Here is a 20,729-nt window from a genome sequence, read left to right as displayed (position 1 = left end):
GCCCTAGCTTCGCCAGAAGCCGCCCGGCCCATGCCGGGCGGCTTTTTTGTCGCGAGGCCGTCTGCACCGGCCGCATGGAGGGGTTTTTTTCACGGTGGCGCGTGCGACAATTGACTCCTCTTTTTCAGGGTGAACGTGTCCATGCTCGGTGAAATCTTCCGTTTCCTTCTCGAAATCCTGTTCACGCTGTTCGGCGCGGCGCTAATCGCCCGCGCATGGATGCACGCCATACGGCTGCATCCCTTCAATCCCCTGGCCCGCGCGGTCTACCAGGCCACCAACTGGCTGGTGTCGCCGCTGCGCAAGATCATTCCCGCCGGCAACAAGATCGACTGGACCAGCCTGGTCGCCGTGTGGCTGTCGGCGCTGGTCTACCTGGTGCTGATCTGGCTGGTGGCCATCGGCGCGCTGATTCCCGCCGAGCTGCTGCCCGCGGCCATGGGCTCGGCGCTGATCCTGGCGGCCAAATGGGCGCTCAACCTGGTGGTCTGGCTGACGCTGATCCAGGCGGTGCTGTCGTGGGTCAATCCGATGGCGCCCATGATGCCGCTGCTGCAGGCGCTGACCGACCCGCTGCTCAACCCCATCCGCCGCGTGCTGCCGCGCACCTCGATCGACTTCTCGCCGCTGGTGCTGCTGGTGGCCGCGCAGATCCTGCTGATGATCCTGGCCCGCCTGAGCTACGGCATGATGGGCATCTAGCTACACCGGAATCGCGCTGTAGATCTCGACCAGCTTCTTGCGGTCGATCTTGTGGTTGTTCGACATGGGTAGCGCCGCGCAGGCCACCAGTTCGGACGGCACCATATAAGGCGGCAGGCGCTGCGCCAGCCGCGCCTTCCAGTCATCCAGGGCCTGCGGCGCCAGCAGGCTCGCCGGCTGGTCCGCCGGCGCCACGCCGGCCACGAAGCCGATCAGGCGCACCGCCGTGCCGTCGGGCCGGCGCAGCACGGCGCAGGCGCCGCCCTCCACGCCCGGCAGGCCGTGCAGCGCCTCGTCGATCTCGGCCAGTTCGATGCGATAGCCGTTCAGCTTGATCTGATCGTCCATGCGGCCGCGGCAGAACAGCAGCCCCTCCTCCCCCATCTGCCCCAGGTCGCCGGTGCGAAACGCCCGCCGGCCGTCGGCATAGGTGTAGAGCTTGGCCTGGTTCAGGTCGGCGCGGTTCAGATAGCCGCGCATGACGTGGTCGCCCACGATGCAGATCTCGCCGCCCTCGTCGACCAGCAGCACGCTGTCCGGCTTGGCGCGGCCCACCGGCAGCGGGTCGTGCGCGGCCAGCACGGCGTCGGTGACTTCGATCCAGGTGGTGGCCACGGTGGCCTCGGTCGGGCCGTAGGTGTTCAGGATGACCGCGTCGGGGAAACGCTGGCGCAGCTTGCGCGCCAGCGCCGCCGGCAGCGGCTCGCCGCAGAATAGGAAGGTGCGCAGCGTGGGCAGCGCGGCCGGTGAGAAATCGCGGTTGGCCAGCTGTTGATGCGCGAAGGACGGCGTCGACACCCAGACCGTCACGCCATGCGCGGCCAGGCGCGGCACCCAGGCGGCGGCCTGCGCGATCTGCTCGCGCGCGTTCAGCACGCAGCTGCCGCCCGAGGCCAGAGTGGCGAACACCTCGTACATCGACAGATCGAAGCTGAACGGCGCCTGGTTCATGAACACCGGCGCCTCGCCCAGGCCGAAGCTGCCCAGCATCCAGTCGCCCAGCAGCCCCACGCTTTCGCGGCCGATCTGCACGCCCTTCGGATCGCCCGTGCTGCCCGAGGTGAACATGACGTAGGCCAGGCCGCGCTCCTGCAGCATGGCACCCTCGTGCGGCGCGAACGCGCCGGTAGCCGCGTCGTAAACGGCGCCGGGGCGCACGATCTCGACGATGCGGCGCAGGCGCTCGGCGGGATAGATGGTGTCGACCGGCACGAACGGCGCGCCCATGGACAGCGCCCCGACCATGGCGACGAAGAACGACGCCTCCTTGTGGCCGTATATCGCCACCGGCACGTCGGGCCCCAGCCCGTGGCGGCGCGCCTGCTCTGCCCAGGCGGTGGCTTCGTCGCTCAGCTGCGCCCAGCTCAGGCTGCGGTCGGCGCCGGCGACGGCGAGCGCCTCGGGCGCGAGTTCGGAATCCGTGAAACGGAAGGATTTCAGGTCGAAACGCATGCCGATGCTCCCGGCGTCAAATAGGGCTGCGACCGCTGAACACGTAGAGCGCCAGCGCCGCCAGGGCCAGGGTCAGCACGCGCCCGAGCAGGCGCATGAACGGGCGCGCCAGCGCGGCCTGCAATGCAGGACGGGTGCGCGCGGCGTTGACCAGCAGGTTGTGGCCCACCGAATAGGCGCCGAACATCAGGCCGCTGACGATGTAGTGCAGCGACAGGCCGTTCCACACGCCCATGGCCAGCAGGGTCGCGAAAATGCCGATGTTCTGCGCGGCCAGGCGGTGGCGCGAGAAGTACGCGGTCTTGCTCAGCGCCTTGTAGATGGGCATGAAGACCACGTCGCGCAGCCATTCCGACAGGCTGATGTGCCAGCGCCGCCAGAAGTCCTGCGGATTCAGCGTCGCCAGCGGATTGCGGAAGTTGATGGGCAGCGTGAAGCCGAACAGCATGCCGATGCCGATCGCCATGGTCGAGTAGCCGGCGAAATCGAAAAACAGGTAGGTACTGTACAGCGAGGCATTGAGCGCCACGCCGGTCAGCGAATAGTCGTGCGCGTCCAGCGTCGCCAGGCCGTAGCGCCAGATCAGCTCGGCCAGGCCGAACTTCTGGATCACGCCCAGCATGATCAGCTCCAGCCCGGCCAGCCAGGTGTTGAGGTTCACGCCTTCGTAGCCGCGCTTCAGATCCGCCTGGAAATTGCGCCAGCGGTACATGGGGCCGGCCAGCAGCGTAAGCGGGAAGAACAGGTAGATAAAGTAGTCCAGCGGCGAGACGCGCTCGTTGCGCTGCGCGAACAGCAGCACGTCGATGGCGCGGAAGGTCGCGAACGACAGGCCCAGCATGGCGCCCAGGTGCGACACGCCGGTCTTCACTAGCAGCAGCGGCGCCATCGTCACGATCACGCCCAGCCAGGTCGGGATGTAGCCGCGCCGCACCGCCCACAGCGCGCCGCCGGCGATGGCCATCAGCGCGATGGGCTGGTAGGGGCGCGCCCAGAACACCGCCATCCAGACGCCCAGGCAGACCACGCCGATGACGTGCCGGTAGCCGATGCGCATCGGCATGCCGAAGAAGCGGTACGCCAACAGGCCCAGGCCGCCGCACAGGGCGCCGCCGAAGAAACTCAGGCTTGCGAACAATTCCATGCCGGGCTCAGAACTGTTGGTATTGGAATTCGACCTTGATCGGTCCGCCGCTGCCCGTGGTGGGCTGCGCCTGCAGCACGAACACCAGGATCACCCCGAGATACAGGCACAGGTGCCACAGGAAGCGCCGCCCCCATGCAGCGGCGGCCTTGCGGGCCGCCTGCTCTTGCGCGGGATCGTCCGTCTTGGGCCTGGCCCAGTGGAACAATTTGTTCATCGGGAAAAGTACTCCGCAATGCCCTGGTCGGCCAGCGCCCAGCCGAGCTCGGCCAGGTGCATGTCGTCGCGCAGCATGCCCGGCTCGAAGGGGATGCTGTAGAGGTCCAGGCAGCCCATCTGGTAGCGCGCGCACATGCCGGTGATGGCGGCCACCACCGGATCGAAGCGCTCGACGTCCAGGATGAGCTTGGGATTGAACGGCTGGATGACGAAATAGGCGTGGACCTTGCGCTTCTGCAGCAAGGCCATGACGCGCGACAGGTCGCCCAGTTCGGCCCGGGTGATGGGATCGACGTCGGCGAACTCGTTGCGGGCCGGCGAATACAGGGGCGCCAGGTACTGCTGGTAATAATCGTCGCGCACGTCGTAGGGATTGTGGCCGCCCAGCTTGCGCTCGACTTCGCGGGCCTGGTGCGTGATCCGGCTCCATTGGCCCGCGTCCAGGCGCGCCGCCGACGGCCAGGCCACGTAGCGGTGCGCCGGCACCGACAGCTTGCTGCGCGGACGGTCGGGCGCCGGCTCCTTGCGCGCCTGCCACCACAGCGCCAGCTTGTCCTTGAGCTCGGCGACCTGGCCGTTGGCGATCAGCCAGAGCAGGCCCCAGTTGGCGTTGTCGGTGATCCAGTTCTGCATCTGCTCGCGCGTGCTGGGGCGGTCCCACAGGCGGTCCCAGACCGGGCCGGTCACGTGCTCGGCGAAGGCGCTGCGCGGCAACTGGCCGCCCGAGGCGAACCAGGCCGGCGAGAGCATGATCGCCAGCCGCGTGTTGGGCGTGAGCGAATCCGCCACCGACTCCAGCACGCTGACGATGCCGTAGGACTGGAACATGGCGTGGCCATAGGCCAGCGTGGGCACCTTCAGCTCTTGCGGGAAAAAGCGGTAGGGCACGAAGCGCAGGTCATGGCTGGACAATTCCGACGAGCCCAGCACGACCAGCGTGCCGTCGCTCAGGGCGTTGCCCAGGCGCTCCAGGTTGACGTGCTGCGTGCCCCAGTCCGGCCCCAGGTTGGGCAGGTAGTTGCTTCTGCCGGCCGCGACCGCGGCCTGCTGCGTGGGGACCACCATGCGGCTGAGCAGCTCGTCGGCGCCGCAATAGGCGCCGATGGCCAGCGCCACCGCCGTCGCGGCGGCCGCGACGTGCGAACAGAAGCGCGAATTACGCAGTATGGGCAGCGACATAGCCGGCAAGCGTGCGGACCGACTGTAGATGCTCCGCGATCTCGGGAGCCGGGATGCTGCAACCGTACTCCGACTCGACCGCCAGCGTGATGTCGACGGCGGCCAGCGAGTCGACCAGGCCGCTGGCGATCAGCTGCGTGTCGGGAGTGACTTTCTTCATGACGATCGACTCGACGATCTCGCCGATCCTGGTGTGGAGTTCTTGCTCGGAATGCATGGTTCGTGCAGCGTTGCGTTGCCTTGTGGGCGAACGTCCCCTGCCCTGGGATAGAGGACGATGAGATTACTGAGGAAATGCTGAAACCGAACTGAAATTCCAGCCCGCCATGAACGACGCCGCGAAGCAGATAGTTACATGATGTACGCGCGGCGGCGTCGATCGCAGGCGCAATCATGTCACTACGCAGGCCGGACCGCCATTGAACTTTTGCGGTAGGCGGGCGCTTGCGGGTAAGTCCCGAGACGCCGCGTTGCGGCGCCGCGACAGGCCGAAAAAAAGCCCGCTTGCGCGGGCTTGGCGCCGGGATGGCGGCAATTTACATCGGCGTGACGCGGGTGGGACCGGAGCCGCTGATCACCTGGACGCGCTGGCCCACGCTGATGGGCACGTCCGCTTCCTGGGCGACCACGCGGGTTTCGCCGTTGTCCAGGCGCACGGTGATTTCGTAGCCGGAGCTCTTGCCGACGCGGTTTTCAACGGCGTTGCCCGCCAGCGCGCCCAGGATGACGCCGCCGACGGTGGCGATGGTGCGGCCGGTGCCGCCGCCGATGGCGTTGCCCGCCACGCCGCCGAGCGCGCCGCCGGCAACCATGCCGACGCCGCTGGACTTGTCGTCCTGGATCACGATGGGGCGCACGCCGGTGACGGTACCGGTGCGCACGATCTGTTCGCGCTGCGCCTGGTCATAGCTGTAGACGCCGCTGGAAGCGCTGCGGTTGGCGCAGCCGCCCAGCACGGCCAGCGAGGTGACGACGGCGGCGATGGCGAGCCAGCGGCCGGTGCGCGGCGCGGCCAGGGTAATGGATTTGCTTTGGTTCATTTGGACTCCTCGATCGGCAAGGCCGACGACTATTCGATCATACTCTGCCCGCGAGGGACGGTTCACGCTGCTGCAACATACTGAAACTCAAGGCCAGAAGCTGCAAACAGCGCAGCCCGCGCAGCGGCCGTCCCGACGATGATTCGACCTGGCCCGCGCCGCCGGGTTCCCGGCCGCTCAGGCCGGCAGGCGGATGCCGTACGTGGCGTGCAGCACCGCGTCGATCTCGGCGCGCGACGGCGCATGGTTCTGCGGCCCGCGCGAAGCGATCTTGATGGCGCCCATGACGTTGCCCAGGCGGCAGCTGTCTTGCCAGCTCCAGCCGCTGGTCAGGCCGTACAGCAGGCCGCCGCGCTGCGCGTCGCCGCAGCCGGTGGGGTCCACCACGGCGGCGGCGCGCACCGGCTCGATCTCGATGGTCTTGCCTTCGGTCAGCAGCGTGGCGCCTTCGCCGCCGCGCGTCACCACCACGGCCTGCAGCGAGCGGGCGATATCGGCCATGCTGCGGCCGGTGCGCTGCTCCACCACGCCGGCCTCGTAATCGTTGACGGCCAGCGCCTGCGCCAGTCCGAGCATGCGCTCCAGGTCGGCGCCGTCGAACAGCGGCATGGCCTGGCCCAGGTCGAAAATGAACGGGATGCCGCGTTTGTTCAGGCGCTCGGCGTGGGCGAACATGCCCTCCTTGGCGTCGGGCGCGACGATGGCCCAGGCCGCGTCGGCGTCGCTCAGGTCGTTGTCGGCCGAGTGCGACATGGCGCCCGGGTGGAAGGCCGCGATCTGGTTGTCGTCCAGGTCGGTGGTGATAAAGCATTGCGCCGTGAAGGTGCCGGGCACGACCTTCACGCGGCTGACGTCGATGCCCAGGCCGGACAGGCGCTCCAGGTATTCGCCGGCGTCCTCGCCCACGGTGGCCACCGGCACCGGCTTGCCGCCCAGCAGCTGCATGTTGTAGGCGATATTGCCCGAGCAGCCGCCGTATTCCTTGCGCATGCTGGGCACCAGGAACGACACGCTCAGGGATTGCACGCGGTCGGCCAGGATGTGTTCCTTGAAGCGTCCTTCGAACACCGCGATGGTGTCGAACGCCATCGAACCGCAGACCAGAACGGGGGTCGCCATGCTTGTCATCCTTTAAGGAAAGAATTTATCGATTTGGTAGCCATTGACCTGCACGCCGGTCACTTCAATGGGTACGGAGACTTTCAGCTCGCCGGCCGGCGCGAACGGGCCGCGCAGCTGCTCGGGAGTCAGGTAGTTTTCGGGCATCAGCACGCGGCGCACGACCACCGTGTCCGACAGGTCGGTCAGGTCCAGCACCAGCGCCGGCCAGTGCTGCGGCTTGTCGTAGCGGTTGCGCAGCACCAGGCGCAGCACCAGCCGGGTGCGCCCGTCGTCGATGGCGGCGGCGCCGGCCGGCGGCTGCAGCGACGACGACGAAATCGCGATGCGCTCGATGCGGCGCGCGTAGCCCACGGTGCATTGGGGCGGCCGGCACACGCTTTCCAGCACCGGCCGCAAGGCCGGCACGGCGTTGGCGATGTCGCTGCGATACACGTACAGCAACTGGAAAGCCAGCGCGATCAGGCCGGCCAGGCAGGCCGCGCCCCACAGCTTGCCGATCAGGCTGCGGCGGTCCTCGCGGTCCTGGTCCAGGAACTCGGGCGGCGCGCGGCCCACGTCGGTGGCGCTGGAATAGCGCGTGCGCGTGTCGCCCAGCACCGGCTCGCGCGGATCGTCGTAGTCCTCGCGTTGGTCCTGCGCGTATTCGTCTTCGTCCTCGTACTCGTCGTCGCGCGCTTCGTCGCGCACGTCCACGTGCCGGCTGCGGCCGTCCGGATCGGCATACGGGCCGATCATGGGTTCGGCGCGCCGGCGGATGTCGTCGCGGCCGCGCAGCACGGCGGGCGACGGCGCGGGGGCAGGCGGCGGCTCGGGCGCGACGGCAGGAATGTGCGGCTCGTCTTCCCAGGGAGGGATTTCCGCGGGAGCGGCGACGGGAGCGGCCGGCGGCGTCAGCACCGGCGCGGCGTTGGCATGCGCGGGCGGCACGGACGGCGCCGCGGGCGGCGGCGCGACGGGCGGTGCGCCCGCCTCCGACAGCAGGCAGGCGCGGCCGTCGAACACGGTCGCGCAGGCTCCGCAGCGCACCAGGCCGTTGCGCACCCGAAGCTGGTCGGGCACCACCTTGAAGGAGGTGCCGCACTGCGGGCAGCGGGTGGTCAGTGCCATGACGCGGTCACGCGGCGCGGGCGCTCAGGCCTTGCGGCCGTGCAGGCAGACCCAGCCGTCGCGGGCGCGCCAGACCGACATGGCGATCCAGGGCGCGTACGCGGCGGCGACTTCCTCGGCCTGGCGCTCGAGCACGCCCGACAGCACCAGATGGCCGCCGGCGGCAACGCGCCCGGCCAGCATGGGAGCCAGCACCTTGAGCGGATTGGACAGGATGTTGGCCACCACCACGCCGAACGTGCCTTCGGGCAGCGCGTCGGGCAGCATGGCCTGGAGTTCGACTTGATTGACCCCGGCGTTGAAGGCCGTGCTCTGCACGGCCTGGGCGTCGATGTCGACCGCCAGGGTCGGACCCGCGCCCAGCTTGCGCGCGGCGATGGCCAGGATGCCCGAGCCGCAGCCGTAGTCCAGCAGCGTGGCGCCCTGCGGCATGTCGGCTTCCAGCCAGGCCAGGCACAGATGCGTGGTCGGATGGCTGCCGGTGCCGAAGGCCAGGCCGGGATCGAGTTCGATGTGGATCGCGCCGTCCTGCGCCGGCGCGTCCGGCTCGAAACCGGGCACGTCGGGATTGTCGCGATGCCAGCTGGGCACGATCCACAGGCGTTCGGCGATGTGGATGGGGCCGAATTGCGACTGCGTCAGGCGCACCCAGTCCGCGTCGGGGACTTCGCGCAGGCTCCAGCCGGCGAACAGCGCCGGGTCGAGCTCGCCGGCCTCGGCGGCCTCGGCCATGATCTGGGCCGGATCGGCGCCATCGGGCAACAGCGCGACGACGCGGTTGCGGTCCCAGGCCTGGACGTCGGGCTCGGTGCCCGGCTCGCCGAACAAGGGGCGCTCGTCATCGGTGCCCAGGTCGGCGTCTTCGACCGACACCGACAGCACGCCCGCTTCGAGCAGCGCATCGGACAGGGCCTCGGCCTGAGCCTCCAGGCAATGGAGCACGAGTTCACGCATGATAGTTCTTCCATCTGGCCGACGGGCCGCGGCGCATGCCGCGGCCCGTCGGCCCTATCGCTTTGGAGCGGCTCCGCAGAGACGGGTTCCTTGGCGCAAAAAGGGGCCGTGAGGCCCCAGAATCGTTGGTCAGGGACGCTGCGCCAACTTGTTTTCCAGGTAGTGGATGCTGGTGCCGCCCTCGATGAAGCGGGCGTCCTGCAACAGTTCGCGATGCAGCGGGATGTTGGTGGAGATGCCTTCCACCACCATTTCCGACAGCGCGATGCGCATGCGCGCCAGCGCCTGGTCGCGCGTATCGCCGTAGGTAATGACCTTGGCGATCATCGAATCATAGTTCGGCGGCACGAAATAGCCGTTGAACGCGTGCGAATCGATGCGCACGCCCGGGCCGCCCGGCGTATGCCAGTTGGTGATGCGCCCCGGGCTGGGCACGAAGCGGAACGGATCTTCGGCGTTGATGCGGCATTCGATGGCGTGGCCCTTGAACGAAATGTCGCGCTGGCGCAGCGTGAACTTCTCGCCGGCGGCGATCAGGATCTGCTGCTGGACCAGGTCCACGCCGGTGATCAGCTCGGTGACCGGGTGCTCGACCTGGATGCGGGTGTTCATTTCGATGAAATAGAACTCGCCGTTTTCGTACAGGAACTCGAACGTGCCGGCGCCGCGGTAGCCCATCTTGCGGCAGGCGTCGGCGCAGCGGTCGCCGATGCGCTCGATCAAGCGGCGCGCGATGCCCGGCGCGGGCGCTTCTTCGATGACCTTCTGGTGGCGGCGCTGCATGGAGCAGTCGCGCTCGCCCAGCCACACGGCGTTGCGTCCGCCGTCGGCCAGCACCTGGATTTCCACATGGCGCGGGTTCTCGAGGAACTTCTCCATATAGACTTCCGGGTTGTTGAACGCGGCGCCCGCTTCCGAACGCGTCATGGTGACGGCGTTGAGCAGCGCGGCCTCGGTGTACACCACGCGCATGCCGCGGCCACCGCCGCCGCCGGCGGCCTTGATGATGACCGGATAGCCGACTTCACGCGCAACGCGCAGGATTTCCTGCGGATCGTCGGGCAACGCGCCTTCCGAGCCCGGCACCACCGGCACGCCGGCTTCGATCATGGCGCGCTTGGCGCTGACCTTGTCGCCCATCAGGCGGATGGTGTCGGGACGCGGGCCGATGAACACGAAGCCGCTTTTCTCGACGCGATCGGCGAAATCGGCGTTCTCGGACAGGAAACCGTAGCCGGGGTGGATGGCCTCGGAATCCGTGACTTCGGCGGCCGAGATGATGGCCGGCATGTTCAGGTAGCTTTCGCGCGACGGCGCGGGCCCGATGCACACGGATTCATCGGCCAGGCGCACGTACTTGGCTTCGCGGTCGGCCTCGGAGTGCACGACCACGGTCTTGATGCCCAGCTCGCGACAAGCGCGCTGAATGCGCAGGGCGATTTCGCCCCGGTTGGCGATCAGGATTTTTTCGAACATGTTCAGCTATCAGCCAATGACGAACAGGGGTTGGCCGTACTCGACGGGCTCACCGTTCTCGACCAGGATTTCTTTGATGACGCCGGACTTGTCGGCCTCGATTTCATTGAGCAGCTTCATGGCTTCAATGATGCACAGCGGGTCGCCTTCCTTGACGGTGGCGCCCACGTCCACGAACGGCGCGGCGCCCGGGTTCGGCGCGCGGTAGAAGGTGCCGACCATGGGGGCCTTGACCACGTGGCCCTGGATGACCGGGGCGGCCTCGGCGGCGGGAGCGGCCGGGGCGGCGGGCTGCTGGGCCACGGGCGCGGCGGGCACGCCCGCTTCCGGCTGGTGGTAGGCGACCGGCTGCAAGGTTTGCGAGAACTTGACGATCCTTACCTTGCCTTCGCCTTCGGTGATTTCCAGCTCGGCGATGCCCGATTCAGCCACCAGGTCGATCAGGGTTTTGAGTTTTCGAAGGTCCATAGAAGCTGCTTCCCGAGATAGTGTCGGCAACGTCCCTGCATCGGGCGCGCGCCGTAAAGATATGTAGTTGCTGTGAGTTGGTGCGAGATCAGTGCCGCACTGCGTAACGCAGCGCCGCCTCGTAGCCGTCCGCGCCGAGGCCGCTGATGAGGCCTACCGCCAGATCGGACAGATAAGAGTGATGCCTGAACGGCTCTCGCTTATACAGATTGGACAAATGTACTTCAATAAATGGGATCGCGACCCCGGCCAGCGCATCGCGGATCGCAACGCTGGTATGCGTATAGGCCGCCGCATTGATGATGATGAAGTCAGTGCCGTCCTGCCGGGCCGCCTGGATACGGTCGACCAGCGCGCCTTCGTGGTTGCCTTGCCACGCTGTCAGCGTGGCGCCCAATTCGCCTGCCAGCAGTTCCAGTCCCTCATTGATCTGGGCCAGCGTGAGGCTGCCGTAGATATGAGGTTCCCGGGTGCCGAGCAGGTTCAGGTTCGGGCCATGCAATACCAGTATGTTTTGCGCCATGCGCTTGACCAAGAGTGGTTTGCCAATTGTTGGCAAAACAGTCGATAAACCAGCTTTTTACGCCAATTCCTACTATTTGTCCAACAGACTTACGCCTTTAAACCAGATAAAGTCTTGTCCAGATCGTCTGGCTGGATTTCACCCAATATCTTCCGGTTAATACTGCCATCTGCATTGAAAACAATAGTAAAAGGCAGGCCTCCGGCGGGATTTCCCAGCTTGCGGAGTGTATCTATCGCCCCCGCGCCGATTACCCACAAGGGGTAGGAAACCTGCACTTTCTCGACGAATTTCTGAATGTTCGCGGCGGAATCGACACCGATACCGACAAAGCGGATATCCGGGTATTTTTTCTGCAGCGCGTCCAGTTCCGGCATCTCGCGCACACAGGGCGCGCACCAGGTCGCCCAGAAATTGACCACGATGGGCTGGCCCTTCCAGCCGGCCAGCGAATGGGACGCCCCGGCCAGGTCGGGCAGCTGCAGCTGCATCAGGTCGGCTACCGGGTCGCCGCCGCCGGCAGGCCCTGCCGCGGGCGCCGGCGCCTTGCGTCCCATGAACGTATAGCCGCCAGCGACAGCGGCCGCGATGGCCACGCCGGCGGACAGGAGTAGACGTCGATTCATGGCGCGATCATAACCGTTTGCGCCTTTTCTTGTCGCTGCGCACGCGCAAGGCCGCGGCAGGCGCCGGGTCGCTATATATACAATGCAGGGCAGGAGAGTTTTCAATGCACCTGCACATACTAGGCATCTGCGGTACGTTCATGGGCGGCCTGGCGCTGATCGCGCGCGCGGCCGGCCACAAGGTCACCGGTTGCGATGCGGGCGTGTACCCGCCCATGAGCACGCAACTGGCCGAACAAGGCATCGAGCTGATCGAAGGCTTCGGCCCCGAACAAATGGCGCTCAAGCCCGATCTGTACGTGATCGGCAACGTGGTCAGCCGCGGCAATCCGCTGATGGAGGCCATACTGGAGTCGGGCGCGCGCTACGTGTCGGGCCCGCAATGGCTGGGCGACAACATCCTGCCCGGCGCGCACGTGCTGGCCGTGGCCGGCACCCACGGCAAGACCACCACCAGCTCCATGCTGGCCTGGGTGCTGGAGGCTGCCGGCCTGGCGCCCAACTTCCTGATCGGCGGCGTGGCGCAGGACCTGCAGGTATCGGCCCGCTACGATCCGGCCCGCCGGCCCTTCGTGATCGAGGCGGACGAGTACGACACGGCGTTCTTCGACAAGCGCTCCAAGTTCGTCCATTACCGTCCGCGCACGGCCATCCTGAACAATCTTGAATACGATCACGCCGACATCTTCCCGGATCTGGCCGCGATCGAAACCCAATTCCATCATCTGGTGCGCACCATTCCCGGCTCCGGGCGCATCGTGCGGCCCACGCACTGCGAGGCGCTGGACCGCGTCATTGCGCGCGGATGCTGGTCGGAAACCGTCACGTTCGGCGCCGATGGCGCCTGGCAGGCTAGCGCGCCGGACGCGGACGGCGCCTTCGAGGTGCTGCGCGCCGGCGAGCCGGCTGGCACGGTGCGCTGGAACCTCGGCGGCGAGCACAACCGGATGAACGCGCTGGCCGCGCTGGCCGCCGCCGAGCACGTGGGCGTGCCGGCGGCGCAGGGCATCGAGGCCCTCACCCGCTTTGCCGGGGTGAAGCGCCGCATGGAGCTGCGCGGCACGGTCAACGGCATCAAGGTCTACGACGATTTCGCGCACCACCCCACCGCCATCGCCACCACCATCGAGGGGCTGCGCCGCCAGGTCGGCGCGGCCCGCATCCTGGCGGTGCTGGAGCCGCGCTCGAACACCATGAAGCTGGGCACCATGGCGGCGCGCCTGCCCGAGGCCCTGGCCGACGCCGACCTGGTGTTCTGCTTCGGCGCCCATTCGGGCAAGCACGCGCTGGGCTGGAATCCCGCGGAAGTATTGGCGCCCCTGGGCGAGCGGGCTTCGAGCTACGATGACCTCGGAGCGCTGGTGGCCGCGGTGGCCGCCGCCGCCCGTCCGGGCGACCAGGTGCTGGTGATGAGCAACGGCGGCTTCGGCGGCGTGCACGGCAAGCTGCTGGACGCCCTGCAGGCGCGCCCCTGACCCAGACCCCAAGGCAAAGGCGAGACATGATTCTCTATCTGCACGGTTTCCGTTCCTCGCCGACCTCATTCAAGGCCCGGATGATGGCCGACGCCATGGCCGCGCGCGGCCTGTCGGCGGCCTGGGCCTGCCCGCAGCTGCCGCCCAGCCCCAAAGAGGCCGTGGAACTGGCGCTGGACATCGCCCGGCGCCAGCTCGAAGGCGCGGCGTGCGCGCGGGCGCTGACCGTGATCGGCTCGTCGCTGGGCGGCTACTACGCCACCTGGCTGGCCGAGCAGCTGGGCTGCAAGGCCGTGCTGCTCAACCCCGCCGTCGAGGCCGCGCGCGACCTGGCCACTCAGGTCGGCGAACACCGCATGTATCATTCCGACGCGCCGTTCACCTTCCTGCCCGGCTACGTGGACGAGCTCGCTGCGATCCGCGTCGCCCGCGTCACCCGGCCCGACCGCTACTTCCTGGTCGCGGCCACCGGCGACGAGGTGCTGGACTGGCGCGAAATGCGCGACCGGTACGCGGGCTGCCGCCAGCGCATCGTGCAAGGCAGCGACCACGGGCTGTCCGATTTCGAGCGCTGGATGCCGGAGGTGCTTGAATTCGCCCTTGGCGACGAGCAGGTTCGCCCCCAATAATCAGTTTCAAACATCAACACCCTATCTATATAGCTGCGCAAGGCGGCGCGTGCGCGCCGCCCAGGACGATTCCCACCATGTATGTGTTTTACGAAGACGACGGCAGCTTCAAGGCCGGCAATATCCTGTCGGAGACCGACGCCAGCCTGCAGGTGGAGTCGGAATCCGGCAAGCGCAGCAAGATCAAGCGCGCCAACACGCTGTTCACCTTCGCCGCGCCGGAACCGGCCGCGCTGATGAGCCAGGCGGCCGCGGCCGCCGAGGCGCTGGACCTGCAGTTCCTGTGGGAATGCGCGCCGCAGGAAGAATTCGACGCCCCGGCCCTGGCCGCCGACTACTTCGGCCACGCGCCCACGCCGGTCGAACAGGCCGCCCTGCTGATGCGCCTGCACGGCGCGCCGGCCTATTTCCACCGCCGCGGCAAGGGCCGCTACCGCCCCGCCCCGCCCGACATCCTCGCCGCCGCGCTGGCCGCGCTGGAGAAAAAGCAGCGCCAGGCCGAACAGCAGCAGCAATGGGTGGACGAAATGGCCGCCGGGCGCCTGCCCGAACCGATCGCACAGGCCGCCGAGTCCCTGCTGATCCGCCCCGACAAGAACTCCCAGCAATGGAAGGCCCTGGACGCCGCCTGCGCCAAGCTGGGCAAGAGCCCCGACCGCCTGCTGCTGGAGCTGGGCGCCTGGCCGCATGCGCTGGCGCTGCACAAGCGCCGCTTCCTGGCCACCAACTTCCCGCGCGGCGTGGGCTTTCCGGAGCTGGAACTGCCGCCGATCGACCGCGATCTGCCGCTGTCCGACGCCGTGGCCTATTCGGTGGACGACGTCACCACCACCGAAATCGACGACGCGCTGTCGGTCAGCACCCTGCCCGACGGCCGCGTGCGCGTCGGCGTGCACGTGGCCGCCCCCGGCCTGAGCGTGACGCGCGACAGCGACTTCGACAAGCTGGCGCGGGCGCGCCTGTCCACGGTCTACATGCCGGGCGACAAGATCCCGATGCAGCCGGACAACGTGATCCAGGCGTTTTCGCTGGACGCCGGGCGCGAGGCGCCGGTGCTGTCGCTGTACGTGGTGGCCAACCCCGAGACCGGCGAGATCATCGAGTCGGAGACGCGCCTGGAGCGCCTGGTGGTGCGCGAGAACCTGCGCCACAACATGCTCGACGCCCACGTCACGGAGGCCAGCCTGGCCGATCCCTCGGCCGAACTGCCCTACGGCGACTGGCTGCGCCCGCTGTGGAAGCTGGCGCAGGCGCTGTGCGCGCAGCGCGAGAACGTGCGCGGCAAGCCCGAGAACAATTCGCGCGTGGAATACAGCTTCTACCTGGACGGCGATCCCGACGATCCCGACACCCCGGTGCGGCTGGTGCCGCGCCAGCGCAACGCGCCGCTGGACCGGATGGTGGCCGAGTACATGATTCTGGCGAACAACCTGTGGGGCGGGCTGCTGCACCAGCACGGCGTGCCGGGCATCTACCGCTCGCAGCAGGCCGGGCGCGTGCGCATGAGCACGCAGGCGCTGCCGCACGAAGCCATCGGGGTGCCGCAATACGCCTGGAGCACCTCGCCGCTGCGCCGCTACGTGGACCTGGTGAACCAATGGCAGCTGATCGCGGCGGTGGAGCATGGCGTGTCGGCGCGCCTGGTGGCGCCGTTCAAGCCGCGCGACGCCGATCTGTTCGCCATCATCGGCGCGTTCGACGCGCAATACGCCGCGTGGGCGGAATTCCAGAGCGCGATGGAGCGCTACTGGTGCCTGCGCTGGCTGAAGCAGCACAACGTGACGCGCACGGTGGCCCACGTGCTGCGGGAGGACCTGGTGCGCTTCGCCAATGCGCCGCTGGTGACGCGGGTCGGCGGGATGCCGGAGCTGGAACGGGGGACTGCCGTGGAGCTGGATATCCTGGGGATGGATGAGTTGTCGCTGGAGCTGGATTGCCGGTATGTGGGGGTTGTCAGTCCTGCTGTCGGCGGTGAAGGGTAGGCTGGCTTCATAGGTCGCTCGCCGACGCGAGCGCCGCCCGTCCGGCGCCGGGATGCAAGACACCGGACAGGCCCGTTTTACTCTGTTAGCTCGTACACTCCTTGGAAACTACGAGAACGGAGGAGCGGCATGCGCATTTTGCTGGTCGAGGACAATCTCGATCTGGGCGATGCGGTGGAAAGCAAGCTGCGTTCGGCCGGGCATAGCGTGCAGTGGGTGCGCGATGGCATGGCGGCCTTGCGCTGGGGGCTGGACGAGGCCTGGGACGCGCTGGTGCTGGACATCAATCTGCCGGGCAAAGACGGTTTCAGCGTGATCCGCGAGTTGCGGGCCGCGGGGCTGGAAGCGCCCGTGCTGGTCATGACGGCGCGCGCCGAAATCGAAGACAAGATCGACATGCTGGATCTGGGCGCGGACGACTATCTCGTCAAGCCTTTCGATCTGCGCGAGCTGGAAGCGCGGCTGCGGGCGTTGATGCGGCGGCCGGCGGGCCAGACCAGCAGTGTCGCGGTCTACGGCAATCTCAGCCTGGACCTGGCCAACCGCCATGTCAGCCTGGCGGGCGCGCCGCTGGAACTGGGGCGGCGCGAGTTCCGGCTGCTGGAGATCCTGGTCAGCCGGCTGGGGCAGACCGTGGCCAAGGAGCGCCTAATGAACCAGCTCTTCGACCTGGACGACGGCTCGCTCAATGCGCTGGAGCTGCTCATTTCGCGGCTGCGCAAGAAGCTGGCGGGCGCCTCGCTCGATATCGTCACCGTGCGCGGCGTCGGCTATCTGGCCCGCAACCATGAGCCGCGCTGAAGGCTTTTCCATCCGCCGCCGGGTGTTCATGGCGGGCGTGCTGCTGCTGGCCTGTGCGCTGGTGGCGCTGGTGTTCTTCCTGCGCGGGTATGCACAGCGCGCCGCCGAGCAGGCCTTCGACCGGCTGCTGGCGGCTTCGGCACTGACCATCGCGGGCTCGGTGCAGATCGAAGACAACAACGTCACCGTGGAGCCGCCGGTTTCCTCGCTGGCCATGCTTTCGGGCGGCGAGCGCGTGTTCTACCAGGCCCGCGCCTCCAACGGCGGGCTGATCACCGGCTATGAAGACCTGGCTCCCGGGCTGCCGCTGGCGCAGTCCGCCACGCCGGTGTTCGTCTACCTCAGCTACCACGGCGAGCCGGTGCGCGTGACCACCGTCGGGCGGCTGGTGGCCGCGGGCCGGCACGCGGGCTGGGTCACGGTGCGCGTGGCCGAAACGCTGGGTTCGCGCGCGGCGCTGGCCGACGAGATCCTTGGGCGCAGCGTGCTGCCGCTGGTGGTGGTGTCGCTGGTCGCGCTGGGCCTGCTCTGGTTCGGCGTGCAGCGGGCGTTCGCGCCGCTGGGCGTGGTCGAGCGCGAATTGCGCGGCCGCGCGCCGGATGACCTGACGCCGCTGGCCACGCCGGCGCCGCGCGAGGTCAAGCGGCTGGCCGAGGCCTTGAACGCCTTCATGCAGCGCCTGGCCGGCACCATGGAAACGCTCAACACGCTGGTGGCCGACGCGGCCCACCAGGTCCGCACGCCGCTGGCGTCGCTGCGCGCCCAGGCCGAGGTGGCGCTGGACGAGACCGATCCGCAGCGCCTGCATGCGCGGCTGCAGCGCATCCACCAGAACGCCACGCACGCCAGCCAGCTCATCAACCAGCTGCTGATGGACGCCACCATCACCCATCGCCTCGGCAAGGGCGCGCGCACGCTGGTCGGCGTGGCGGAAACCGTCAACGAAACGCGGCGGCGCATCGGCCCGCTGGACGCGCAGCGGCTGCGCATCGAGATCGCGCCCGAGGTGCGCCGCGCCCGCATCGCCGGAGACCGCGTGGCGCTGCGCGAAATGCTGCGCAACCTGGTGGACAACGCCTTGCGCTACGCGCCGGATGGCCCGGTCGACATCCACGCCACGCCGGTGGCGGGGTTCCGCGTGGCGCTGACCGTGTCCGACCGCGGCCCCGGCGTGGCCGACGACGAAAAGGAAGCCGTGCAGCAGCGCTTCGTGCGCGGGCGGGCCGGCGAGTCGCGGCCCGGCTCCGGGCTGGGCCTGGCCATCGTGCGCTCGGTGGCCGCCGCCCACGGCGGCTCGCTGTGGCTGCAGGACCGCCCCGGCGGCGGCCTGACGGCGCGCATCATCCTGCCGCTGGCGCCGTCGGCGTCCTGGCGCGCTGCCGCGGCCGGACTGGCCGCGCTGTGCGTGGCCGGCCTGCTGCTGGCCTCCGCGCCCGCCGGGCTGCGCGCCGCCGGCATCGCCGACATCGTCACCCGCTACCCGGCGCCGCAGCCCTCTTCCCGCGTCCTGACCATCGCCGGCCCCACCGACACGCCGGTGGTCGCGCCGCTGATCCAGGGCTTCCAGTCGCAGCGCCCGGACGTCACCGTGGTGTACCGCGAAATGGGCAGCCGCGAACTGTACGAAGCCGCCGTCGGCGGCCGGCTGCCCGACGTGGACGTGCTGATGAGCTCGGCCTCGGACCTGCAGATCCGCCTGGCCAACGACGGCTACGCGCTCAGCCACGCCTCGCCCTACGCCGCGCGGCTGCCGTCCTGGGCGGTCTGGCGCCACGAGGTCTTCGGCTTCACCTTCGAGCCGGCCGTCATCGTCTACAACCCCAAGCGCTACAACGAGGCCACCGTGCCGCGCTCGCGCCAGGACCTGCTGCGGCTGCTGGAGCGCGAACCCGCGCGGCTGCGCGGACGCGTCGGCACCTACGACATCGCGGCCAGCAGCGTGGGCTACCTGCTGGCCGAGCAGGACGAGCTGGTCTCGTCCAACTTCTGGGGGCTGGCCAACGCAATGGGGCAGGCCGGCGTGCGCCTGGCGGCTACCAGCGCGGAGATCCTGGACGCGATCGAGCGCGACGACATCGACATCGGCTACAACATCCTCGGCTCGTACGCGCTGTCGCGGCAGGCGGCGGGCAGCCCGATAGGCGTGGTGTTCCCGCAGGACTACGTGCTGGTGCTGGCGCGCTCGGTGCTGATCGCCCGGACCGCGCCCAACCCCGACCTGGGCCGCGCGCTGGTGGACTGGCTGCTGTCGCCCGCCGGCCAGCAGGCGGCTTCCAGCCATGCCGCGCTCGGCTCCATCATGGAAGACACGCCCGGCCGCTGGACCTCCGAGGCGGTCCTGGCGCGCTCCCAGGGCATCGTGCAGCCGGTGGTGCTGAGCCCCGCCCTGCTGGTCGGCCTGGACCAGCGCAGGCATTCGCGCTTCGTGCAGAACTGGATCCGGCTGGTGACGGATACGCCGGCGGTGGACGGGGTATCCGGGCCGTAGGATGGGTATAGCGCGAGGCCACGGCCGCAAGCATCCGGCTGTGCAGCGCGCGACACCCATCAGGCGGCGCCAGCCGCCGCTTTTCGTGGCATGGGCAATGCGCAGGGATTACCCCTAACACCCTTCGTCCGGCATGACAGGACGACGACAGATGCCAGCTCCTAAGATGACCGCAGGCTGGACCCAGATCCGGCTTTCGCACAATCAACGGAGAGAGACGATCATGCTTGCCAAGTCCCGACTGGCGGCCGCCTGCGCCGCAGCATTCGCCCTTGCCTTCGCCACCGGCGGCGCCCGCGCGCAGCAGGCGCCGGCGGGGTACCCGGCCGACTACCAGAAGATCCTCGACGGCGCCAAGAAGGAAGGCAAGGTCGTCATCTATTCGACCACCGACACCAAGGCCGCCGCCCCCATCGTCAAGGGCTTCGAGGCGCTGTATCCCGACGTCAAGGTCGAATACAACGATATGAACAGCACCGAGCTGTACAACCGCTACATCAGCGAACAGGCTGCCGGCGGCGGCAGCGGCGACGTGGTCTGGAGCTCGTCGATGGACTCGGCGCTGAAGCTGGCCACCGACTACGCGCTGAAGTACAGGTCGCCCGAAGCCGGCAAGCTGCCGGCCTGGGCGAACTGGAAGGACTCGGCCTACGGCACCACCTACGAGCCGGCCGTGTTCATCTACAACAAGCGCCTGGTGCCGGCCGACGAAGTGCCCACCACGCACGCGGCGCTGGCCAAGCTGGTCTCCAGCCAGCCGGACAAGTTCAAGAACAAGGTCACCACCTACGACATCGAAAAATCCGCGGTCGGCTTCATGCTGGCGGTGCAGGACAAGGTCAACGATCCCAAGTATTTCGAAACGCTCAAGGGCATCGGCGCCGGCGGCCTGATCGTGCAGTCGTCCACCGGCACCATGATGGAACGCGTGTCGTCGGGTGAAAACCTGATCGGCTACAACATCCTCGGCTCCTACGCCGAAACGCGCGCCAAGAACGATCCCTCGCTGGGCGTGGCGTACCCGACCGACTATGCCCTGGTGCTGTCGCGCGTGGCCTTCATCAGCAAGAAGGCCAAGCACAAGAACGCCGCCAAGCTGTGGATGGACTACCTCCTGTCGCGCAAGGGCCAGGAAATCATGGCCAACCAGGCCGACCTGGCCTCGGTGCGCGACGACATCGACGGCGACAACGACGTCGACGGCATGACCAAGAAGCTGGGCGTCTCGCTCAAGCCGATCCCGGTGGACGAGACCCTGCTGGACTACCTGGAACAGAACAAGCGCCTGCAATTCATCAAGGACTGGCGCGCCGCGACGGGCAAATAAACCCAGGACTCCCCC

20 protein-coding genes are annotated in these 20,729 nt (G+C 68.2%); 7 read left to right on the top strand and 13 right to left on the bottom strand.

Annotated features, from left to right (window positions below; genetic code table 11):
- The first annotated feature begins 141 nt into the window (after window positions 1-141).
- Window positions 142-702: a YggT family protein gene (locus tag C1I89_RS29190; RefSeq protein WP_102775776.1), complete on the top strand. Its 561-nt coding sequence runs from the start codon at window positions 142-144 to the stop codon at window positions 700-702.
- Here C1I89_RS29190 and C1I89_RS29185 read toward each other — a convergent pair whose 3' ends face one another.
- The 13 genes from C1I89_RS29185 to C1I89_RS29125 all read right to left on the bottom strand — a co-directional run bounded on the left by C1I89_RS29185 (window position 703) and on the right by C1I89_RS29125 (window position 12,012).
- Complete coding sequence (locus C1I89_RS29185) at window positions 703-2,154, bottom strand: D-alanine--poly(phosphoribitol) ligase (protein WP_102775775.1); 1,452 nt, start codon at window positions 2,152-2,154, stop codon at window positions 703-705.
- A 16-nt stretch (window positions 2,155-2,170) separates the two neighbouring features.
- Entirely contained in the window at window positions 2,171-3,298 is a 1,128-nt protein-coding gene (locus C1I89_RS29180; RefSeq protein WP_102775774.1) for an MBOAT family O-acyltransferase, read from the bottom strand.
- 7 nt (window positions 3,299-3,305) lie between these two features.
- Window positions 3,306-3,515 carry a hypothetical protein gene (locus C1I89_RS34700; RefSeq protein ID WP_181391085.1) on the bottom strand — a complete coding sequence of 70 codons (210 nt, stop codon included), beginning with the start codon at window positions 3,513-3,515 and terminating at the stop codon, window positions 3,306-3,308.
- Window positions 3,512-4,696, bottom strand: coding sequence for a D-alanyl-lipoteichoic acid biosynthesis protein DltD (locus C1I89_RS29170; protein WP_102775773.1), 1,185 nt, complete (start codon window positions 4,694-4,696; stop codon window positions 3,512-3,514). The genes C1I89_RS34700 and C1I89_RS29170 overlap by 4 nt, the downstream gene beginning before the upstream one ends.
- Window positions 4,674-4,913 carry an acyl carrier protein gene (locus C1I89_RS29165; RefSeq protein ID WP_102775772.1) on the bottom strand — a complete coding sequence of 80 codons (240 nt, stop codon included), beginning with the start codon at window positions 4,911-4,913 and terminating at the stop codon, window positions 4,674-4,676. Before C1I89_RS29165 ends, C1I89_RS29170 begins: the two co-directional genes overlap by 23 nt.
- 319 nt (window positions 4,914-5,232) lie before the next feature.
- Complete coding sequence (locus tag C1I89_RS29160; protein WP_102775771.1) at window positions 5,233-5,736, bottom strand: glycine zipper 2TM domain-containing protein; 504 nt, start codon at window positions 5,734-5,736, stop codon at window positions 5,233-5,235.
- 177 nt (window positions 5,737-5,913) lie between these two features.
- Window positions 5,914-6,855 (bottom strand): carbohydrate kinase family protein, encoded by a 942-nt coding sequence (locus C1I89_RS29155; protein WP_102775770.1) that lies wholly within the window; start codon window positions 6,853-6,855, stop codon window positions 5,914-5,916.
- A 12-nt stretch (window positions 6,856-6,867) separates the two neighbouring features.
- Window positions 6,868-7,965 (bottom strand): DUF3426 domain-containing protein, encoded by a 1,098-nt coding sequence (locus C1I89_RS29150; protein WP_102775769.1) that lies wholly within the window; start codon window positions 7,963-7,965, stop codon window positions 6,868-6,870.
- A 24-nt stretch (window positions 7,966-7,989) separates the two neighbouring features.
- Entirely contained in the window at window positions 7,990-8,919 is a 930-nt protein-coding gene (gene prmA, locus C1I89_RS29145; RefSeq protein ID WP_102775768.1) for a 50S ribosomal protein L11 methyltransferase, read from the bottom strand.
- A 129-nt stretch (window positions 8,920-9,048) separates the two neighbouring features.
- Window positions 9,049-10,395 (bottom strand): acetyl-CoA carboxylase biotin carboxylase subunit, encoded by a 1,347-nt coding sequence (accC, locus tag C1I89_RS29140; RefSeq protein WP_102775767.1) that lies wholly within the window; start codon window positions 10,393-10,395, stop codon window positions 9,049-9,051.
- 9 nt (window positions 10,396-10,404) lie between these two features.
- Window positions 10,405-10,863, bottom strand: a complete 459-nt coding sequence (gene accB / locus C1I89_RS29135) for an acetyl-CoA carboxylase biotin carboxyl carrier protein (protein ID WP_102775766.1) — start codon at window positions 10,861-10,863, stop codon at window positions 10,405-10,407.
- 88 nt (window positions 10,864-10,951) lie between these two features.
- Window positions 10,952-11,386, bottom strand: a complete 435-nt coding sequence (gene aroQ / locus C1I89_RS29130; RefSeq protein WP_102775880.1) for a type II 3-dehydroquinate dehydratase — start codon at window positions 11,384-11,386, stop codon at window positions 10,952-10,954.
- Between the two features lie 89 nt (window positions 11,387-11,475).
- Window positions 11,476-12,012 carry a TlpA family protein disulfide reductase gene (locus C1I89_RS29125; protein ID WP_102775765.1) on the bottom strand — a complete coding sequence of 179 codons (537 nt, stop codon included), beginning with the start codon at window positions 12,010-12,012 and terminating at the stop codon, window positions 11,476-11,478.
- 104 nt (window positions 12,013-12,116) lie between these two features.
- Between C1I89_RS29125 and mpl the strand changes: the two genes are divergently transcribed.
- The 6 genes from mpl (at window position 12,117) to C1I89_RS29095 (ending at window position 20,714) form a co-directional block, all read left to right on the top strand.
- The gene (gene mpl, locus C1I89_RS29120) at window positions 12,117-13,487 is read left to right on the top strand and encodes a UDP-N-acetylmuramate:L-alanyl-gamma-D-glutamyl-meso-diaminopimelate ligase (protein WP_102775764.1); all 1,371 of its coding nucleotides are present in this window, start codon (window positions 12,117-12,119) and stop codon (window positions 13,485-13,487) included.
- Window positions 13,488-13,513: 26 nt separating this feature from the next.
- Complete coding sequence (locus C1I89_RS29115; protein WP_102775763.1) at window positions 13,514-14,116, top strand: YqiA/YcfP family alpha/beta fold hydrolase; 603 nt, start codon at window positions 13,514-13,516, stop codon at window positions 14,114-14,116.
- A gap of 77 nt (window positions 14,117-14,193) precedes the next feature.
- Window positions 14,194-16,098, top strand: a complete 1,905-nt coding sequence (locus C1I89_RS29110; RefSeq protein WP_102775762.1) for a ribonuclease catalytic domain-containing protein — start codon at window positions 14,194-14,196, stop codon at window positions 16,096-16,098.
- Between the two features lie 129 nt (window positions 16,099-16,227).
- A complete protein-coding gene (locus C1I89_RS29105; protein WP_102775761.1) occupies window positions 16,228-16,899 on the top strand; it encodes a response regulator transcription factor in 672 nt (223 codons plus the stop codon).
- The gene (locus tag C1I89_RS29100; protein ID WP_102775760.1) at window positions 16,886-19,387 is read left to right on the top strand and encodes a sensor histidine kinase; all 2,502 of its coding nucleotides are present in this window, start codon (window positions 16,886-16,888) and stop codon (window positions 19,385-19,387) included. Before C1I89_RS29105 ends, C1I89_RS29100 begins: the two co-directional genes overlap by 14 nt.
- Before the next feature lie 223 nt (window positions 19,388-19,610).
- On the top strand, window positions 19,611-20,714 hold the full coding sequence (locus C1I89_RS29095; protein ID WP_102775759.1) for an ABC transporter substrate-binding protein: 1,104 nt from the start codon (window positions 19,611-19,613) through the stop codon (window positions 20,712-20,714).
- The last annotated feature ends 15 nt before the right edge of the window (window positions 20,715-20,729 follow it).

Source organism: Achromobacter pulmonis, from assembly GCF_002885955.2.
In the GTDB taxonomy this organism is placed as follows: Bacteria; Pseudomonadota; Gammaproteobacteria; order Burkholderiales; family Burkholderiaceae_B; genus Achromobacter; species Achromobacter pulmonis_A.
The sequence above is the reverse complement of the archived record's forward strand: the minus strand, read 5'-3'. Positions and strand labels throughout refer to the sequence as shown.

What these genes read in the sequence shown, in the direction of transcription:
- C1I89_RS29125 (WP_102775765.1), bottom strand. Translation starts at nt 12,012, where the DNA reads ATGAATCGACGTCTACTCCTGTCCGCCGGCGTGGCCATCGCGGCCGCT.
- accC (WP_102775767.1), bottom strand. Translation starts at nt 10,395, where the DNA reads ATGTTCGAAAAAATCCTGATCGCCAACCGGGGCGAAATCGCCCTGCGC.
- C1I89_RS29100 (WP_102775760.1), top strand. Translation starts at nt 16,886, where the DNA reads ATGAGCCGCGCTGAAGGCTTTTCCATCCGCCGCCGGGTGTTCATGGCG.
- accB (WP_102775766.1), bottom strand. Translation starts at nt 10,863, where the DNA reads ATGGACCTTCGAAAACTCAAAACCCTGATCGACCTGGTGGCTGAATCG.
- C1I89_RS29095 (WP_102775759.1), top strand. Translation starts at nt 19,611, where the DNA reads ATGCTTGCCAAGTCCCGACTGGCGGCCGCCTGCGCCGCAGCATTCGCC.
- aroQ (WP_102775880.1), bottom strand. Translation starts at nt 11,386, where the DNA reads ATGGCGCAAAACATACTGGTATTGCATGGCCCGAACCTGAACCTGCTC.
- C1I89_RS29170 (WP_102775773.1), bottom strand. Translation starts at nt 4,696, where the DNA reads ATGTCGCTGCCCATACTGCGTAATTCGCGCTTCTGTTCGCACGTCGCG.
- prmA (WP_102775768.1), bottom strand. Translation starts at nt 8,919, where the DNA reads ATGCGTGAACTCGTGCTCCATTGCCTGGAGGCTCAGGCCGAGGCCCTG.
- C1I89_RS29185 (WP_102775775.1), bottom strand. Translation starts at nt 2,154, where the DNA reads ATGCGTTTCGACCTGAAATCCTTCCGTTTCACGGATTCCGAACTCGCG.
- C1I89_RS29190 (WP_102775776.1), top strand. Translation starts at nt 142, where the DNA reads ATGCTCGGTGAAATCTTCCGTTTCCTTCTCGAAATCCTGTTCACGCTG.
- mpl (WP_102775764.1), top strand. Translation starts at nt 12,117, where the DNA reads ATGCACCTGCACATACTAGGCATCTGCGGTACGTTCATGGGCGGCCTG.
- C1I89_RS29105 (WP_102775761.1), top strand. Translation starts at nt 16,228, where the DNA reads ATGCGCATTTTGCTGGTCGAGGACAATCTCGATCTGGGCGATGCGGTG.
- C1I89_RS29160 (WP_102775771.1), bottom strand. Translation starts at nt 5,736, where the DNA reads ATGAACCAAAGCAAATCCATTACCCTGGCCGCGCCGCGCACCGGCCGC.
- C1I89_RS29110 (WP_102775762.1), top strand. Translation starts at nt 14,194, where the DNA reads ATGTATGTGTTTTACGAAGACGACGGCAGCTTCAAGGCCGGCAATATC.
- C1I89_RS29115 (WP_102775763.1), top strand. Translation starts at nt 13,514, where the DNA reads ATGATTCTCTATCTGCACGGTTTCCGTTCCTCGCCGACCTCATTCAAG.
- C1I89_RS29180 (WP_102775774.1), bottom strand. Translation starts at nt 3,298, where the DNA reads ATGGAATTGTTCGCAAGCCTGAGTTTCTTCGGCGGCGCCCTGTGCGGC.
- C1I89_RS29155 (WP_102775770.1), bottom strand. Translation starts at nt 6,855, where the DNA reads ATGGCGACCCCCGTTCTGGTCTGCGGTTCGATGGCGTTCGACACCATC.
- C1I89_RS29165 (WP_102775772.1), bottom strand. Translation starts at nt 4,913, where the DNA reads ATGCATTCCGAGCAAGAACTCCACACCAGGATCGGCGAGATCGTCGAG.
- C1I89_RS34700 (WP_181391085.1), bottom strand. Translation starts at nt 3,515, where the DNA reads ATGAACAAATTGTTCCACTGGGCCAGGCCCAAGACGGACGATCCCGCG.
- C1I89_RS29150 (WP_102775769.1), bottom strand. Translation starts at nt 7,965, where the DNA reads ATGGCACTGACCACCCGCTGCCCGCAGTGCGGCACCTCCTTCAAGGTG.